Source organism: Rhodococcus parequi (assembly GCF_046042785.1).
In the GTDB taxonomy this organism is placed as follows: Bacteria; Actinomycetota; Actinomycetes; order Mycobacteriales; family Mycobacteriaceae; genus Prescottella; species Prescottella parequi.
In genome coordinates this window covers 298,521-314,243 of the sequence record NZ_JBDLNV010000005.1, presented here as the reverse complement: position 1 = coordinate 314,243, position 15,723 = coordinate 298,521, and the positions used below count along the sequence as shown (strand labels likewise).

Annotated in this window: 14 protein-coding genes; 5 read left to right on the top strand and 9 right to left on the bottom strand. The window is 69.7% G+C overall.

The annotated features are described in order from the left end of the window. The first annotated feature begins 6 nt into the window (after positions 1-6). Positions 7-513 carry a GNAT family N-acetyltransferase gene (locus ABEU20_RS15975; protein WP_420165364.1) on the top strand — a complete coding sequence of 169 codons (507 nt, stop codon included), beginning with the start codon at positions 7-9 and terminating at the stop codon, positions 511-513. Between the two features lie 9 nt (positions 514-522). Here ABEU20_RS15975 and ABEU20_RS15970 read toward each other — a convergent pair whose 3' ends face one another. Beyond that, on the bottom strand, positions 523-1,140 hold the full coding sequence (locus ABEU20_RS15970) for a pentapeptide repeat-containing protein (protein WP_420165363.1): 618 nt from the start codon (positions 1,138-1,140) through the stop codon (positions 523-525). Between the two features lie 79 nt (positions 1,141-1,219). Here ABEU20_RS15970 and ABEU20_RS15965 point away from each other — a divergent pair, with 79 nt between their 5' ends. Further along, the gene (locus tag ABEU20_RS15965; protein WP_420165565.1) at positions 1,220-1,684 is read left to right on the top strand and encodes a tRNA (cytidine(34)-2'-O)-methyltransferase; all 465 of its coding nucleotides are present in this window, start codon (positions 1,220-1,222) and stop codon (positions 1,682-1,684) included. Here ABEU20_RS15965 and ABEU20_RS15960 read toward each other — a convergent pair. Next, positions 1,681-2,583 carry a LysR family transcriptional regulator gene (locus ABEU20_RS15960; protein WP_420165362.1) on the bottom strand — a complete coding sequence of 301 codons (903 nt, stop codon included), beginning with the start codon at positions 2,581-2,583 and terminating at the stop codon, positions 1,681-1,683. The two genes, ABEU20_RS15965 and ABEU20_RS15960, sit on opposite strands and share 4 nt — an antisense overlap. A 102-nt stretch (positions 2,584-2,685) precedes the next feature. Here ABEU20_RS15960 and ABEU20_RS15955 point away from each other — a divergent pair, with 102 nt between their 5' ends. Both ABEU20_RS15955 and ABEU20_RS15950 read left to right on the top strand, forming a co-directional pair. Continuing rightward, the gene (locus tag ABEU20_RS15955) at positions 2,686-3,723 is read left to right on the top strand and encodes a YeiH family protein (protein WP_420165361.1); all 1,038 of its coding nucleotides are present in this window, start codon (positions 2,686-2,688) and stop codon (positions 3,721-3,723) included. A gap of 172 nt (positions 3,724-3,895) precedes the next feature. Next, the gene (locus ABEU20_RS15950) at positions 3,896-4,918 is read left to right on the top strand and encodes an alpha/beta hydrolase (protein ID WP_420165360.1); all 1,023 of its coding nucleotides are present in this window, start codon (positions 3,896-3,898) and stop codon (positions 4,916-4,918) included. Between the two features lie 30 nt (positions 4,919-4,948). Here ABEU20_RS15950 and ABEU20_RS15945 read toward each other — a convergent pair whose 3' ends face one another. Continuing rightward, positions 4,949-5,842, bottom strand: coding sequence for a LysR family transcriptional regulator (locus tag ABEU20_RS15945; protein WP_420165359.1), 894 nt, complete (start codon positions 5,840-5,842; stop codon positions 4,949-4,951). Between the two features lie 91 nt (positions 5,843-5,933). On the opposite strand from ABEU20_RS15945, the gene ABEU20_RS15940 reads away from it, so the two are divergent. Then, positions 5,934-6,998 carry a TDT family transporter gene (locus ABEU20_RS15940; protein WP_420165358.1) on the top strand — a complete coding sequence of 355 codons (1,065 nt, stop codon included), beginning with the start codon at positions 5,934-5,936 and terminating at the stop codon, positions 6,996-6,998. A 13-nt stretch (positions 6,999-7,011) separates the two neighbouring features. On the opposite strand, the gene ABEU20_RS15935 is transcribed toward ABEU20_RS15940, so the two are convergent. The 6 genes from ABEU20_RS15935 to ABEU20_RS15910 form a co-directional block, all read right to left on the bottom strand. Further along, the gene (locus tag ABEU20_RS15935) at positions 7,012-7,398 is read right to left on the bottom strand and encodes a DUF302 domain-containing protein (protein ID WP_420165357.1); all 387 of its coding nucleotides are present in this window, start codon (positions 7,396-7,398) and stop codon (positions 7,012-7,014) included. Positions 7,399-7,419: 21 nt separating this feature from the next. Further along, entirely contained in the window at positions 7,420-7,686 is a 267-nt protein-coding gene (locus tag ABEU20_RS15930; RefSeq protein WP_420165356.1) for a metal-sensitive transcriptional regulator, read from the bottom strand. 95 nt (positions 7,687-7,781) lie between these two features. Next, positions 7,782-9,947: an MMPL family transporter gene (locus ABEU20_RS15925; protein WP_420165355.1), complete on the bottom strand. Its 2,166-nt coding sequence runs from the start codon at positions 9,945-9,947 to the stop codon at positions 7,782-7,784. Positions 9,948-10,137: 190 nt separating this feature from the next. Next, the gene (locus tag ABEU20_RS15920; RefSeq protein WP_420165354.1) at positions 10,138-10,446 is read right to left on the bottom strand and encodes a rhodanese-like domain-containing protein; all 309 of its coding nucleotides are present in this window, start codon (positions 10,444-10,446) and stop codon (positions 10,138-10,140) included. Next, entirely contained in the window at positions 10,428-12,131 is a 1,704-nt protein-coding gene (locus ABEU20_RS15915) for an FAD-dependent oxidoreductase (RefSeq protein ID WP_420165564.1), read from the bottom strand. The genes ABEU20_RS15920 and ABEU20_RS15915 overlap by 19 nt, the downstream gene beginning before the upstream one ends. Before the next feature lie 64 nt (positions 12,132-12,195). Continuing rightward, positions 12,196-15,477 (bottom strand): error-prone DNA polymerase, encoded by a 3,282-nt coding sequence (locus tag ABEU20_RS15910; protein WP_420165353.1) that lies wholly within the window; start codon positions 15,475-15,477, stop codon positions 12,196-12,198. Positions 15,478-15,723: the final 246 nt, after the last annotated feature.

Here is a 15,723-nt window from a genome sequence, read left to right as displayed (position 1 = left end):
CGCTGCATGTCACCGGCTCCGGATCTTCGTGGTCCCCGTGTCCTGTTGACCCCCGTCCGGCCCGCCCACCACGAGCGGCTGAGGGAGATCCATCGGCTCCCGGAAGTGAGCCGATGGTGGAAGGAACCCGACGCCGACTGGCCGGCCGCCGAGCCCGACACGGTCGCGTACGCAGTAATTCTCGACGACCGGGTCGTGGGATTCGCGCAGTGGTATCAGGAGGCCGATCCCGAGTTCCGGCACGCCGGCGTGGACCTGTTCCTCGACACCGCGGTGCACGGACTGGGTTGGGGAACCGAGGTGGTCCGGACGCTCTGCACCCACCTCGTCGACGACCTCGGCTTCCACCGGATCGTCATCGACCCCGAGGCCGCGAACGCGCCGGCGATCGCGTGCTACCGCAAGGTGGGCTTCCGCGACGTCGGTGTCATGCGCGAGTACTGCCTGGGCGCCGACGGTGTGTGGCGCGACGGGCTCCTGATGGACCTGCTGGCGCGTGAACTGGTGCGCTGACCGACGCCGTCACCACGGTTCGACGACCAGGCCGTGCGCGGCCGCGTAGGCGACCGCCTGCGTCAACTCGACCTGGGTCTTGTCGAGTTTCGCGGCGGTCCACAGTCCGGGGTCGGCGTGCGCGCCACGCAGATCCGCTCCCTCGAGCCGGATCGCCTCGACCCGCGCGCCCGACAGGTTCACCGAGCGCAGGACTGCGCCGCGCAGATCGGCCTGCACCAGGTTGGCCTCCCGGAAGCGGCAATCCGTGAAGTCCAGCCCCCGCAGATCCGCGCCGCCCATCGACGCCAGCGTGAAGTCGACCTCCTCGAGCACCAGCGGTCGCATCTGGCACTCGACGAAGATCGAACCGAGCATGCTGCAGCTGCGGAAGCTACTGTGCCACATGGTGGTCCGCGCGAACATGCACGACCGGAACGCACTGCCGTGGTGGTGCGAATCGGTGAGGTCGGCACCGGTGAAATCGCATTCGGTGAACACCACGAACTCGGTGTTCAACTCGGACAGGTCGGCGTCGCGGAACGAGCACGCGGTGTAGTGCTGCCGGCTCCACTTCTCCCGGGCCAGGCGGGCATCGGAGAAGTCCTCCCCCACGATCTCGACGATTTCTCCGGTCATGAGTCCCATGCTGCCCCCGCACACCGACAAATTCGACCGGCGTGATCCGCTCGGCGGCCGGCTGTCCGCGCCTGGCAAGCTGAACGGCGTGTTCCGAGTGATGTTCCACGAGCCCCGCATCCCACCCAACACGGGAAACGCGATCCGCATGGTCGCCGGGACGGGCTGCGAACTGCACCTCGTCGGCCCGCTCGGGTTCGACCTGTCCGAGCCCAAGCTTCGGCGCGCGGGCCTCGACTACCACGACCTCGCGTCGGTGACGGTGCACGAGAACCTCGAGGCCGCGTGGACCGCGCTGCAACCCGACCGGGTCTTCGCGTTCACCGCGCACGCATCTACGTCGTACGCAGACCTCGCCTACCAGCCGGGCGACGTGCTGCTCTTCGGCCCCGAGCCGACCGGGCTGGCGCAGGAGGTCCTGGAGGATCCGCACGTCACCGCGCAGGTGCGGATCCCGATGGTGCCGGGCCGGCGGTCGCTGAACCTGTCGAATGCGGCGGCGGTCGTCACCTACGAGGCCTGGCGCCAGCACGGCTTCGCCGGGGGCGTCTAGCCGACGGCCGTTCGGCGCACCATCCGCACCAGGTCTCCGGCGGGACCGGACAGCTGACGCGGACCGCGCCACACCGCGCGCAGGCTGCGTTCGAGGACGAGCCCGTCGACGTCCACCACCTTCAGCTCGCCCGCGGCCACCTGATCGGCCACTGCGAGGGTGCTCATCACCGCCGGCCCGACACCCGCGATGATGCTGGTGCGGATGGCCGCGGCGCTGCCGAGCTCGAGCAGCGGCGGCGTGCGCGGCAGGTCCTGCAGGGCGACGTCGAGGGTGGTGCGGGTGCCCGAGCCGGGTTCGCGGACCACCAGCGGTGTCTGCGCGAGTTCGGCCACGGTGATCGGCTTGCGGCGCCGCGTCCACGGATGCGCCGGATGCACGACCACGACGAGCTTGTCCCGCGCGACGGTCACGCTGTGCAGGCTGCGCGGCAGCGTCGGTGATTCGACGAATCCGACGTCGCACGCGCCCGACTCGAGCCGCTCGAACACCTGGGTGGAGTTGAGCACCTGGAGGTGGATGGTGACGTCGGTGTCGAGACCCCGGAAGCGGCCGAGCCACCCGGGAAGCAGGTGTTCGGCGACGGTCATGCTGGCGCCGATCGTCAGTTCCGCGGATCGTTCGGCGCGCAGCCCGTCGGCGACGTCGAGCAGTCGATGTGCCTCGCCGAGCAGTCGGCGCGCCCAGTGCACGATCACGGTGCCCTGCGGGGTGAGCGTGGATCCGGTGGTGCGCCGATCCAACAGCGGCATGCCGAGTTCCCGCTCGAGTTGCTTGATGGCGCGGCTCCCGTTGGGCTGCGCCATTCCCGCGTTTCTGCTTGCCGCGCTGAGACTTCCGTGGTCGTCGACGCCCACGAGCAGTTCCAGGACATCGAGGTCGGGCCAGCGGCGGCGCATTCGCAGATTGTATGCGCCCAACTATTGACATATCCGATCGATATGCCCTCATGCCGTTTTGCCGTCTACCGAACGACCGTTCAGTGCCGGAATCTGGAAGTCATGAGCAGTAGCGTCGACCAGCAGACCGCCGCCCCGGCGGCGTCCACCCGCGCGCGGGCCGCCGCGTCCTCACTGCTGCCGGGTGTCGCGGTGGCCGCCGTCGCCACCGCCGTCGCGATGGGCATCGGACGCCTGCTGCCGACCGTCAGCCCGCTGCTGATCGCAATCGTGCTCGGCGCCCTCGCCGCCAACACCGTGCACCTGCCCGCGACGATCCGGCCCGGGCTCACATTCTCGTCGAAGAAACTCCTGCGGGTCGGCATCGCCCTGCTGGGTCTGCAGCTGATGCTCAGCGACATCGTGGGACTCGGGTGGGGCATGATCGCCGTCGTCGTCGCGATCGTCACGCTCGGTATCACCGGAACCATGGCGATGGGTCGCATGCTCGGGCTGTCGTGGACGCAGCGTCTGCTGATCGCGTGCGGGTTTTCGATCTGCGGTGCGGCCGCGACCGCCGCGGTCGACGGTGTCGTCGACGCCAAGGAGGAGGAAGTCCTCACCGCGGTGGCGCTCGTGGTGCTCTTCGGCACCTTGATGATCCCCACCATCCCGCTGCTCTCGCGCGCACTGGGCATGGACGAGACCGAGGCCGGAATGTGGGCGGGCGGCTCGATCCACGAGGTCGCCCAGGTCATCGCGGCCGGCGGCGCGCTCGGCGGCGGCGCTCTCGCCGTCGCGGCCGTCGTGAAGCTCGCCCGCGTCGTGATGCTCGCTCCGGTCATGGCCGTGATCGGCCTCCAGCAACGCCGCCGGTCCGACGGTGCGACGACCGGCACCCGCCCGCCGCTGGTACCGCTGTTCGTGGTGGCGTTCCTCGCGTGCGCGGCACTGCGCTCGAGCGGCATCCTCCCCGACAGCTTCCTCTCGGCCGCCAAGTTCACTCAGACCGCGCTGCTGACCGCCGCGATGTTCGCGCTCGGCACCGGCGTCCACATCGCCACCATCAGGAAGGTGGGACCGCGCCCCCTCGCGCTGGCCGCGATGTCGACGGTGTGGGTCGCCGCGATCGCGTTGGTCGGCGTGCTGATCGTGAACTGAGTCCGCGCGGGTGAGCAGCGCCCGCGGTGCGATTGTCCGATCTGCCCCACTCGGACCGAGGGACGCGATACAGTGCCTCCGAAAACCGGATGTATCAGGGGAATTGCACGTTACGCAGCGTTTCGGGTATGTCGGGTCCAGCCCTCTCGGAACCATCGAAGGACCAACACCCATGCGAAACGGAGCATTTCGCCGTGCGAGAAACGCCGGTGCCGCTCTGGCCATGTCTCTCACGGCCCTGCTGATCCCGCCCCTGGTGGGCCACACCGCTGTCGCGAACGCCCAACCGGCATCGCACCTGGTGCGAATCGACGACGCCGACTCCCGTGCGGTCACAGCGCAGGTGTACTCGGAGTCGATGGACCGCGTCGTCCCGGTCCGTGTGTTGCTGCCCGCCGACACGTCCCGGACACGCCCGACCCTGTACCTGCTCAACGGCGCCGGCGGCGGCGAGACCGACGCGACCTGGCAGGCCAACACCGACGTCACCGAGTTCTTCGCCGACAAGCAGGTCAACGTCGTGACCCCGATGAGCGGCACCGCCAGCTACTACACCGACTGGGAGCGCGACGACCCGGTTCTGGGACGCAACAGGTGGCAGACCTTCCTCACCCGAGAACTGCCGCCGATCATCGACGCCGAGTTCGGCGGGAACGGCACCAACTCGATCGCAGCCATCTCCATGACCGCGACGTCCGTCCTCAACCTCGCGATCGCCGCGCCCGGTCTGTACAAGGCCGTCGGGTCCTTCAGTGGGTGCGCCGAGACGAGCACCCCGATGGGATCGGCGTTCGTCGACCTGGTGGTCCGTTCGGCAGGAGGCGGGGATCCCGTGAACATGTGGGGGCCGCCGGGGAGCCCGGCACGGCTGGCCAACGACCCTGTTCGCAACGCGGAGAAGCTCCGCGGCACCGAACTGTTCGTCTCGTCCGGCTCGGGCCTGCCGGGGACGCACGACTACCTGGACGCGCCAGGTGTCGACGGGGATCCGGTCGCGTTCGCACGTCAGGTCGTCGTCGGCGGCGCGATCGAGGCCGCGACCGACGTCTGCACCCGGAATCTCGCGAATCGTCTTCGCGCCCTGGACATCCCGGCGACATTCGACTTCAACCCCACCGGCACCCACTCGTGGGGGTACTGGCAGGACGACCTGCACCAGTCGTGGCCGCTGATGGCGCGGTCGATGGGTATCTGAGGCCGCCCGCCGCGAACCGACACCGGCCGCTCAGCTACGGCCGCACGCGATGTCGAGGAAATCGCGCGCCGCACCGCGCAGCCCGCGGGAGCCGTCCCACACGGCGAGCAGTCGACGCGGCATGCGCAGGCCCTCCACCCGGACGGACGCGAGCCGTCCGTCGTGCAGATCGGTTTCGACCGCGAGTGACGAGACGACCGCCGGGGCGTTGCCCGCGACGACCGCGGCCTTGACGGCGGTGCACGACGTGAGCTCGAGCAACGGGTCGACGCAGCCGGGCACCGCGTGTTCGAGTGTCGTGCGCGTGCCGGATCCCGGCTCCCGCTGGATGAGCGGGGTGGCCGCGAGTTCGCTGGGGTCGATCGGGGCCCGCGCGATCCACTTGTGTCCGGGCGGCACGATCACCACCAGTTCGTCGTGCGCGACCTCCACCGCGCGCAGGCCGTCCGGGGCGGCCGGGCCCTCGACGAACCCGAGATCGGCCTCACCCGCTCGCACCTGGGCGGCGACGTCGGTGGAGTTCAGCAGTCGCACCGAAGTGACGACGTTGGGGTACTTGCGCCGCATCGCGACAGTCCAGCCCGGCACGAGGTATTCGGCGATCGTCATGCTGGCGGCCACCGTCAGGTTCGCGTCCCGCTCGCCGCGCAGGGCGGCGACACCGGAGGCCATCTCCTCCGCCGAGTCGAGGATCGCCGACGCCCATTCGAGGATCAGCGCGCCCTCCGCGGTGGGCTGGACACCGCCCGCGCCGCGATCGAAGACCCGCAGCCCGAGCTGACGTTCCGCGGAACGCACCCGCGCGCTGACGGCCTGCTGACTGAGTCCGTGTTCACGTCCGGCGGCGCCCATGCTTCCGAGCCGGCCCACCGCGACCAGCACGTCCAGCGCGGCGAGTTCGGGAACACGGTTCGAAAGCGGCATACCCCCAAGGCTAGACCCACAAACGGCGTTTGTATCCCGTCCACTCCGAGGCTTCTACCGGGAACAACACTGGAACGGCAGTGTTGGTTTCATGCTTACCGCCCCGCGTCTGGCCCATCTGACACCCAACTGGTTCGCAGTGGTGATGGGTACCGGCATCATCGCCGTCGCCACGTCGTCGCTCCCGGTGAACCTGCCGGGTCGCCGCGGGATCGCGCTGATGTTCTGGATTCTCGCGGTGGCCCTGCTCGCGGTGCTCGTGACGGCCTTCGCCGTGCACTGGATCCGACACACCGAGCACGCCCGCGACTACGCACGCAGCACCACCATGTTCCCGTTCTACGGCGCACTGCCGATGGCCGTGCTCACGGTCGGAGCCGGCACCGCAGCGGTGGGGTCGACGGTCCTCCCCGCCGGTCTCGCTTTCGCTGTCGCGGGGACCCTGTGGGCGATCGGCACGATCGGTGGCCTGGCGACGAGCGCGGTGATGGCGACGCGGTTGCGCGCCGTGGCCGATCGCGGCACCCCGGTCCCGGCGTGGCTGATGCCGGTGGTACCGCCGATGGTGTCGGCCGCGACCGGCGCCGCCCTGGTGACGCACCTGCCCGAGGGTCCGGCGCGCGCCGCGATGCTCGCGGGCTGCTACGCGTTGTTCACGCTGGCCCTCGTCTTCGCCCTGTTCATCGTCGCGCTGATCGCGGCCGAATTCCGCGACGGTGGGCTGCCGCCGCTGCAGGCGCTGCCGACGATGTGGATTCCGCTCGGCATCGTGGGGCAGTCGATCGCGGCCGCCAACAATCTGGGCACCGCAGCCGGACACGCTGTCGGGCACGACACCGCGACTGCTCTGCACCTGTTCGGCCTCGGCTACGGCCTGCTGATGGGGACGGTCATGATCGTCGTCATCGCCGCGGTCTGTGTCCTCACGGCGCGCGCCTTCCGGCAGGGTCTGACGTTCACCATGAGCTGGTGGAGCTTCATCTTCCCGGTCGGCGCGTGCGCCGTCGGCATGGGGGCGTTCGGCGTCGCGGGCGATTTCGAGATTCCGCGACTGTTGTCGGCCGGACTGCTGGGCGCCCTGGTCGTCGCCTGGTGCGTCGTGGCCGTGCACACCGCACACCGGCTTCGGACCAGGGCGCTACCCGCTCCGGCGTGAGCCGGGTGGACCGTCAGGCCAGCGCGTCGATCGCGGCCTGCAGGCGGGTCGTCGCCTCGGCGGCGACCGCCTCGAGCCCGGGCTCGTCGGTCACCGCGACCATGAGCGCCGGGTTCATCGCCTCGACGATCACGCCGTCACCGTCGGAACGGACGACGACGTTGCACGGCAACAGGAGCCCGATCTGCCGGTCCACGCCGACCGCGCGATGCGCGAGCTGGGGGTTACAGGCGCCGAGGATGACGTACTGCTCCATCTCGGCACCGATCTTCGCCTTCAACGTCGCCTGCATGTCGATCTCGGTGAGGACGCCGAAACCCTGCTCCTGCAACGCCGCCCGCGTCTTGGCGATGGCGTCGTCGAACTCGGTGTCCAGCCGGGTCGAGATTCCCAGTTCCATCACGTGCTCCTCACGGTTGTTTCAGGCCAGGGCCAGGAACAGCTTCTCGAGTTCGGCCTCGGTGAGCGGCTCGGACGCCTTGCCGTCGCCGGACAGGCATTCACGCAGGCCGGTTGCGACGATCTTGAAGCCGGCGCGGTCGAGGGCGCGGGACACGGCCGCCAACTGCGTGACGACGTCCTTGCACTCGCGGCCGTTCTCGATCATCGAAATGACACCGGCCAGCTGTCCCTGAGCGCGGCGCAGTCGGTTGAGCACCAACGCGATGCTCTCTTCGTCTCCGGTCATGTGAGACCTCCTCGTTTCCCTTTCAGATTACCCGCAGGGGTATCGCTCCGCGGCGGGCTGTGACCGAGGTCTACCGGTCGCAGCCCGCCGGGAAATCAGCCGTGCGAGAACGTGATGTTCGGCAGGGCCTTGCGCAGCCAGGTCGGCGACCACCAGGCCGCGTTTCCGGTCAGCCGCAGCAGTGCCGGCAACAGCACCAGGCGGATCAGGACGGCGTCGAGCAGCACGGCGATGCCGAGCAGAATGCCCATCTCCTTCGGCGGCAGCGGTTCCGCCAGCGCGAAGCTGAAGAACACGCCCACCATGACGGCCGCGGCCGCGAAGATGATCCGACCCGAGTGCGCCATGCCACCGATCTGGGCACCGCGCGCGTCACCGGTCTTCTCGTACTGCTCCTTGACCGTCGACAGCAGGAACACGGTGTAGTCCATCGCGATCGCGAAGATCATCGCGAAGAAGAACACCGGACCCCAGCCGTCGAGGAAGCCCTGCGGGGTGAAACCGAGCAGGTCGGACAGGTGCCCGTCCTGGAAGATCAGCTTCGACGCACCGAACGCCGCCGCGGTGGAGAGCAGGCTGACGACGGTACCGATCAGGGAGACCAGCGGTGCCTGCAGCGCCACGAGCAGCAGCAGGAAGCCGAGCACCAGGATCACGCCGATGACGATCGGCAGGTAGTCGTTCAACGCCGTCTGCAGGTCCAGGTTCTCCGCCGGCGCGCCGCCGACGAGTGCGCTGTCGGGCAGTTCGCCGCGCAGGGTGTCGAGCGTCCCGCCGAGTGCGGGGTCCGACGGGTCGACCGTCGGTAGCGCCTGCATCATCACCAGGCCGGAACTGTCCGAGGCCGGCATGGCGGGCGTCACCGCGGCCACGCCGTCGACCGTCGCCGCGGCCTCGGCCGCTGCGGGTGCGTCGGCCTCGGGGACCACGATCTGCAGCGCGCCCGGCGCACCGATACCCATCTGTTCCTGCACCAGTTCGTAACCCTGACGCACGGCCGCGTTCTCCGGCACGACCTGGATGGACGGCATGGCGACCTTCAACCCGAGCACGGGGATCGCGAGGCCGATCAGGATCGCGACGGCGCCGACCGCGAACGGCAGCGGGTGCCGATCGAGCAGCCTGCCCCACCTGGTGAACAGCGGCGAGCCGTCGGTCTCGTTCTGCTGCTTCTTGGCGTACGGCAGCGAGCCCGCGTTGACCTTGCGACCTAGCTTCGCGAGTACCGCGGGAAGCAGCGTCAGCGTCGCGGCGAGAACGAACACGACCGCGAGCATGATGCCGACCGCCATCGTCCGGACCGCGGGTGCGGGGACGAGCAGCACGGCGGACAGACTCACCAGCACCGTCAGACCCGACAGCAGGACGGCCTTACCGGCGGTGTCCATCGTCTCGGCGACCGCCAGCCGCGCGTTGGCGGTCTTGCGCAGCGCGTCGCGGAACCGGACGACGAGGAACAGTGCGTAGTCGATGCCGAGCGCGAGCGCGAACATCATCGCGAAGTTCATGGCCCACACCGAGATCGGCGTGATCTCGTTGAGCAGCACCAGTCCCCCGGCGGACGCGACCAGACCCGCGAGGGTCAGCAGCAGCGGCAGCCCCGCGGCGACGAGCGAACCGAACGCCAGCACCATGATGCCGAGCGTCACCGGCCACGACATCATCTCGGCCTTGATCATCGCGTCGTGGTTGGCCTTGTTGAAGTCGCTCCACAGTGCCGACGCACCGGTCGGGTAGACGTCGATGCCGTCGCCCGAGAGCGCCGTCAGCTCACCGCCGAGGTCGTCGACCGCACGGACCATGTCGTCGGTGTTCGCGTTCGCGCCGGCGACGAGGATGCCGGTGTGGCCGTCGGGGCTGACGGTCATGCCGGGCTGCGGCGGGATCACCTCGCCGATGCGGGCGTCGCCCTTCAGCACCGCCGTCGCGTCGCCGAGCACCTGCTGCACGGCCGGGTCGTCCAGCGGCTTGTCGTCGGAGTGGACGACGACCTGGATCGCCGACGACGCGTTGCCGCCGAAGTGTTCCTGCGCGAGCTCGCGCACCTGCACGGATTCGGAGCCGTCGGCCTGCCAGCCGGCGCCGGCCAGCGAGCTGAACACCGACGGCGCCGCGGCGCCGAGGGCGACGACGAGCACGAGCCACGCGGTGATCACCCACTTGACGTTGTCGGCCATCGCGGCACCGAGCCGGGCGAGCGGGCCGCCGACGGACTCGGTGGATGGCGGCGGGGAGTCCTGCCGCTGTCCGGTGGTGGTCATGGGAGGTGCCTTTCGGTGTTGTGGGTGTCTGGTTCCGTCCCGCGTTTTGCGCACTTATCGCGGTTTCACGGGTGGGATTCGCGCGATAAGTGCGCAGAACGCGAGGGACGAAAATACGGGTGGGGGTATATGGGAGGGCCGAAGAGAACCCGGTCGAGAACCACTCGGTTTCGACCGGGTTCGGGTAGTGCTAGCTGCCGGACTCGACGGCGCGGCCGGACTGCAGCCACGCCATGGTGCCGCCGGCGACGTTGACGGCGTCGACGCCGCGGGCCTCGAGGTACTGCGCGGCCTGGGCGCTGCGACCACCGGCCGCGCAGATGACGTACACGGTGCCGTCGGCCGGAACCTCGTCGACGCGCGCGACGAACTCGCTGAGCGGGATCAGGATCGCGCCGGGGACCCGCGCCTCGGCGAATTCGTCCGCCTCACGGACGTCGACGAGCGGGGCGCCGGTGGCCAGCACCGCTTCGAGTTCGGTCACGTCAATTTCGCGCATGGGGTTCCTTCCGGGGGTTCTGCGATGTCAGGAGATGCCGACGGCGCGTTCGCGCGCTGCCCTGCATCCCACGTCTTGTAGCCGCCGTCGAGGTTGGCCGCGGGGCGTCCCAGTCCGGCGAGCAGGCGCACCGCGGTGTGGCCGCGCTGGCCCACCTGGCAGTGCACGATCAGGTCACCGGCCGGCAGTTCCCCGACCCGGTCCCTGAGCTCGTCGAGCGGGACGTTGACGGCGCCGGGAACGGCGCCGGCCGCGAACTCGTCGGCGGTGCGGACGTCGACGAGCGACGCGCCACCGGCGACCAGGGTATCGAGTTCGTGCCACTGGACCGTCCGGGTGGAGCCGGTGCGCAGGTTGTCGGCGATGTAGCCGAGCATGTTCACCGGGTCCTTGGCCGAGCCGAACTGCGGCGCGTACGCCAGCTCCAGGTCGGCCAGGTCCGACGCGGTGAGCCCACCGGCCATCGCGGTGGCGATGACGTCGATGCGCTTGTCCACGCCCTCGCCGCCCACGGCCTGGGCGCCGAGGATGGCGTCGGTCTCGGGGTCGACGAGCAGCTTGATCGCCATTTGCTGAGCGCCCGGGTAGTACCCGGCGTGCGACTGCGGGTGGGTATGAACGACACGGTGCGCCCGCCCTTCCGCGCGCAGCCGCTTCTCGTTCCAGCCGGTCGCCGTGACGATCAGCCCGAACACTCCGACCACGGCCGTGCCCGACGAGGACTTGGCGCGCACCGGGCGGCCGGCGATGACGTCGGCGACCAGGCGGCCCTGCCGGTTGGCCGGGTTGGCGAGCGGGATCATCGCGACGCCGCCGCCCACCGCGTCACGCTTCTCGACGGCGTCACCGACGGCGAAGATGTGCGGGACCGAGGTGCGCATCCGGTCGTCGACGACGACGCCACCCCGCTCCCCCAGATCGGCCCCGGCCATCTTCGCCAGCGCGTTCTCGGGCCGGACGCCGATCGCCATGACGACGACGTCGGCCGGGAGCGTGCGCCCGTCCGCGAGTTCGGCGGTGTTCGCGCCGATCGAGGTGAGCTGCGTGCCGAGTTCGAGGCGCACGCCGTTCTCTCGCATGCGGTCGGCGACCGGTGCCGCCATCTCCGGATCGAGCGGCGCCAGCACCTGGTCGGCGAGCTCGACGACGGTGACGTCGAGATCGCGGTGACGCAGGTTCTCGGCCAGCTCGACGCCGATGAAGCCGGCGCCGACGATGACAGCGCTGGGCGCCCCGGACGACTGCGCCGACTCGATCTGCTCGACCAGCCGGTCGACGTCCTCGACGTCGCGCAAGATCAGCGCACGTTCGACGCCGGGCAGCGGCGGCACGATGGGGCTCGCACCGGTACTGAGGACCAGTTCGTCGTAGTTCTCGACGTAGGTGTCGCCCGACGCGAGGTCGTGGACGGTGACGGTGCGGGCGTCGGGGTCGATCGCGGCGACCTCGCTGCGGACGCGGACGTCGAGCCGGAAACGCGCCGCGAGGCTCTCGGGCGTCTGCAGTAGCAGTTCGTCGCGGTCCTCGATGACGCCGCCGGCGTAGTACGGCAGACCGCAGTTCGCGAACGACACGTGTGCGCCGCGCTCGAAGACGACGATCTCCGCCGACTCGTCCAGACGACGCATGCGGGTGGCCGCGGACATTCCGCCGGCGACACCTCCGACGATGACAACCTTCACGATCTACCTCCTCGATGTTGCGATCGACTATACCCCAGGGGGTATCTGACGAGGTGTGAAGCCGCTCTCAGCGGAAGTCCCGCGACCTGCTCGACATCCGCAGGTCCATGAGCTGGAGATGATCCGCGACCACGGTCACCGCACCCTCCGCGTTCTGCACCTTTCCCCGCACCAGCAACGCCGGGGCGCCGGTGGCGAGCTTGCGATACCTCGCCCACAGGCCGACCGAGCACACGACATTGACCATCCCGGTCTCGTCCTCGAGGTTGACGAAGGTCACGCCGGCCGCGGTGGCCGGCCGCTGCCGGTGCGTCACCGCTCCCCCGACCAGCACCCGGTCGCCGTCCGGGACGTCCAGCAGCCGCGACGCCGGGAGCACTCCCAGGGCGTCGAGCTGCGGGCGTAGGAACTCCGTCGGGTAGCTGTCCGGGGAGACGCCCGTGGCCCACACGTCGGCGGCCGCGAGTTCGAGGTCGCTCATGCCGGGTAGGGCGGGCGCGCGGGTGGACGCCCCGGTACCCGGCAGCCGGTCGGGCCGCTCCCCCGACGCGGCGCCGGCCGCCCACAGCGCCTCGCGCCGGGACAGACCGAAGCACCCGAGAGCACCGGCGGTCGCGAGCGATTCGACCTGCGCCGTGGTCAGCTCGATCCGGCCGGTCAGGTCCAGGATCGACCGGAACGGCCCGTCCTCCGCCCGGGCCGTGGTGATGCGCTCGGCCAGTTCGGCACCGATCCCGCGCACCTCGCCCAGCCCCAACCGCACCTCGGTGCCGTGCTCCTCGAGGGTGGCGTGCGCGAGGCTCGCGTTCACGTCGGCCCCGTGCACCCGTACTCCGTGCCGGCGGGCGTCGGCGACGAGGGACTGCGGCGAGTAGAAGCCCATCGGCTGTGCCCGCAGCAGGCCCGCGCAGAAGGCCGCCGGATGGTGCAACTTGAACCACGACGAGTAGAAGACGAGCGACGCGAAACTCTGCGAATGGCTTTCGGGGAAACCGAAGTTCGCGAAGGCGTACAGCTTCTCGTAGATCCGGTCGGCGACGTCGCCTGTGATGCCGTGCAACTCCCGCATGCCGTCGTAGAGCCGTCCACGCAGGCGTTCCATCTTCTCGGGCGAGCGCTTGGAGCCCATCGCGCGCCGCAACTGGTCGGCCTCGGCGGCGCTGAATCCGGCGGCGTCGACGGCCATCTGCATGAGCTGCTCCTGGAACAGCGGCACCCCGAGCGTGCGCGCCAGCGCCTTCTCGAGACAGGGATGGTCGTAGACGACGGGTTCGCGACCGTTGCGGCGCCGGATGTAGGGGTGCACCGAGCCGCCCTGGATCGGGCCGGGCCGGATCAACGCGACCTCGACGACGAGGTCGTAGAAGTTGCGGGGCTTCAGGCGCGGCAGCGTCGCCATCTGGGCCCGCGACTCCACCTGGAACACACCCACGGAGTCCGCCCGCTGCAGCATCTCGTATACCGCCTGCTCGGACAGGTCGAGCTGCGCCAGGTCCACCTCGATGCCCTTGTGTTCGGCCACCAGGTCGATCATGTAGTGCAGCGCCGAGAGCATGCCGAGGCCCAGCAGGTCGAATTTCACCAATCCCACTGCGGCGCAGTCGTCCTTGTCCCACTGTAGGACGCTGCGGTTCTCCATGCGCGCCCACTCGACCGGACACACGTCGGCGATGGGACGGTCACAGATCACCATGCCGCCGGAGTGGATACCGAGGTGCCGCGGGAATCCCTCGATCTGCGCGGCCAGTTCCAGCACGGCAGGCGGAATATCGGTGCCGGTCTCTTTGCCGACGCCGCTCCACCGGCTGACCTGCTTGCTCCACGCGTCCTGTTGCCCCTGCGAGAATCCGAGCGCCCGTGCCATGTCCCGCACCGAGGACTTGCCGCGGTAGGTGATGACGTTGGCGACCTGCGCGGCGTACTCGCGGCCGTACTTCGCGTAGACGTGCTGGATGGCCTCCTCGCGGCGGTCGGACTCGATGTCGACGTCGATGTCGGGTGGGCCGTCCCGCTCCGGCGAGAGGAATCGCTCGAACAGCAACTGGTTGCGCACCGGATCGACGTTGGTGATCCCGATCGCGTAGCAGACCGCCGAGTTGGCGGCCGATCCCCTTCCCTGACAGAGGATGTCGTTGTCCCTGCAGAACGAGACGATGTCGTGGACCACGAGGAAGTAGCCGGGAAAGGTCAACCGTTCGATGATCCCGAGTTCGTGTTCGATCTGCGCGTACGCCGCCGGATTCGACGACGGCGGGCCGTAGCGCCGCCGTGCGCCCTGCATGGTCAACTCCCGCAACCAACTGGCCTCGGTGTGTCCGTCCGGGACGTCGAACGGCGGCAGCTTCGGTGCGATGAGCCGCAGGTCGAACGCACACGCGAGCCCCAACTCGGCCGCTCCCGCAACGGCCTCCGGGTGGCTCGCGAACAACCGCGCCATCTCCGCCCCGGACCGCAGATGCGCGCCCCCGGTCGGCGCGAGCCAGCCCGCGGCCTCGTCCAGGCTCTGCCGGGCGCGCACCGCGGCCATCGCCATCGCGAGACGCCGCCGGGACGGCCCGGCGAAGTGCGCCGCAGTGGAGGCGATCACGGAAAGCCCTTGCCTTGCGGCTATTTCCCCGAGAACCGCGTTGACCTCGTCGTCCTCGGGCAGACCGCGATGGGTGAGCTCGACGGACACCCGATCGGCCCCGAACCGGTCGACGAGGTCACGCAGCGCCGCCTCGGCGGCGGCGGGCCCGCCCGCGGCGAGCGCACTGCGCACATGCCCCTTACGGCAACCGGTGAGGATCTGCCAGTGCCCACCCGCCGCCGCGGTGAGCTCGTCGTAGTCGTAGCGAGGCTTGCCCTTCTCCCCGCCGGCAAGGTGTGCGCCCGCGATCTGCCGAGACAGCCGCCGGTACCCCTCCTGCCCGCGAGCCAGCACCAACAGGTGCGTGCCGTCGGGGTCGGGAACGCCGGTGCGCGGGGCGGCATCGAGGGACAGCTCCGCCCCGAACACCGTCCGCATGCCCAGTTCCTTCGCGGCCTCGGCGAAACGGACCACGCCGTACATGCCGTCGTGGTCGGTGAGCGCGATCGCGTCCAGTCCGAGGCGCACCGCTTCCTCGACGAGTTCCTCGGGCGAACTGGCACCGTCGAGGAAGCTGAAGGCCGAGTGGGTGTGCAGCTCCGCGTACGGCACGGTGGCACCGACCGGACGTACAGCACCGTCGGCCAGGTACGCGCCGCGCTTACGGGACCAAGCCGGGCTGTCGCCGCCGTCGCCCGGGAACTGCGACTCGTGCCGCGGGCGCCCCGACAGCACCCGCTCCATCTCCGCCCACGTCGGCGGACCGTTGCCCCAGCCCATCCGCACCCTTCCCTTCGGACCGCACATCCGCCGCCGAACCACCCGACGCCGGAGCCCGAGCGGGGAAGACGCTTCGAACACATGTTCTATGGTCGCACCGCTTCGGTCGCACGTCAATCCCGCAGGTTTACACCTTTTCGATTCACGGCAACAATCGAATTGATGTGACACCAATTCTTACCCGGCGGTAGGTGATGAATTCGGTCGCGCGACCGAATATTCTTACCCGAAAGTAGAAAACAGAAA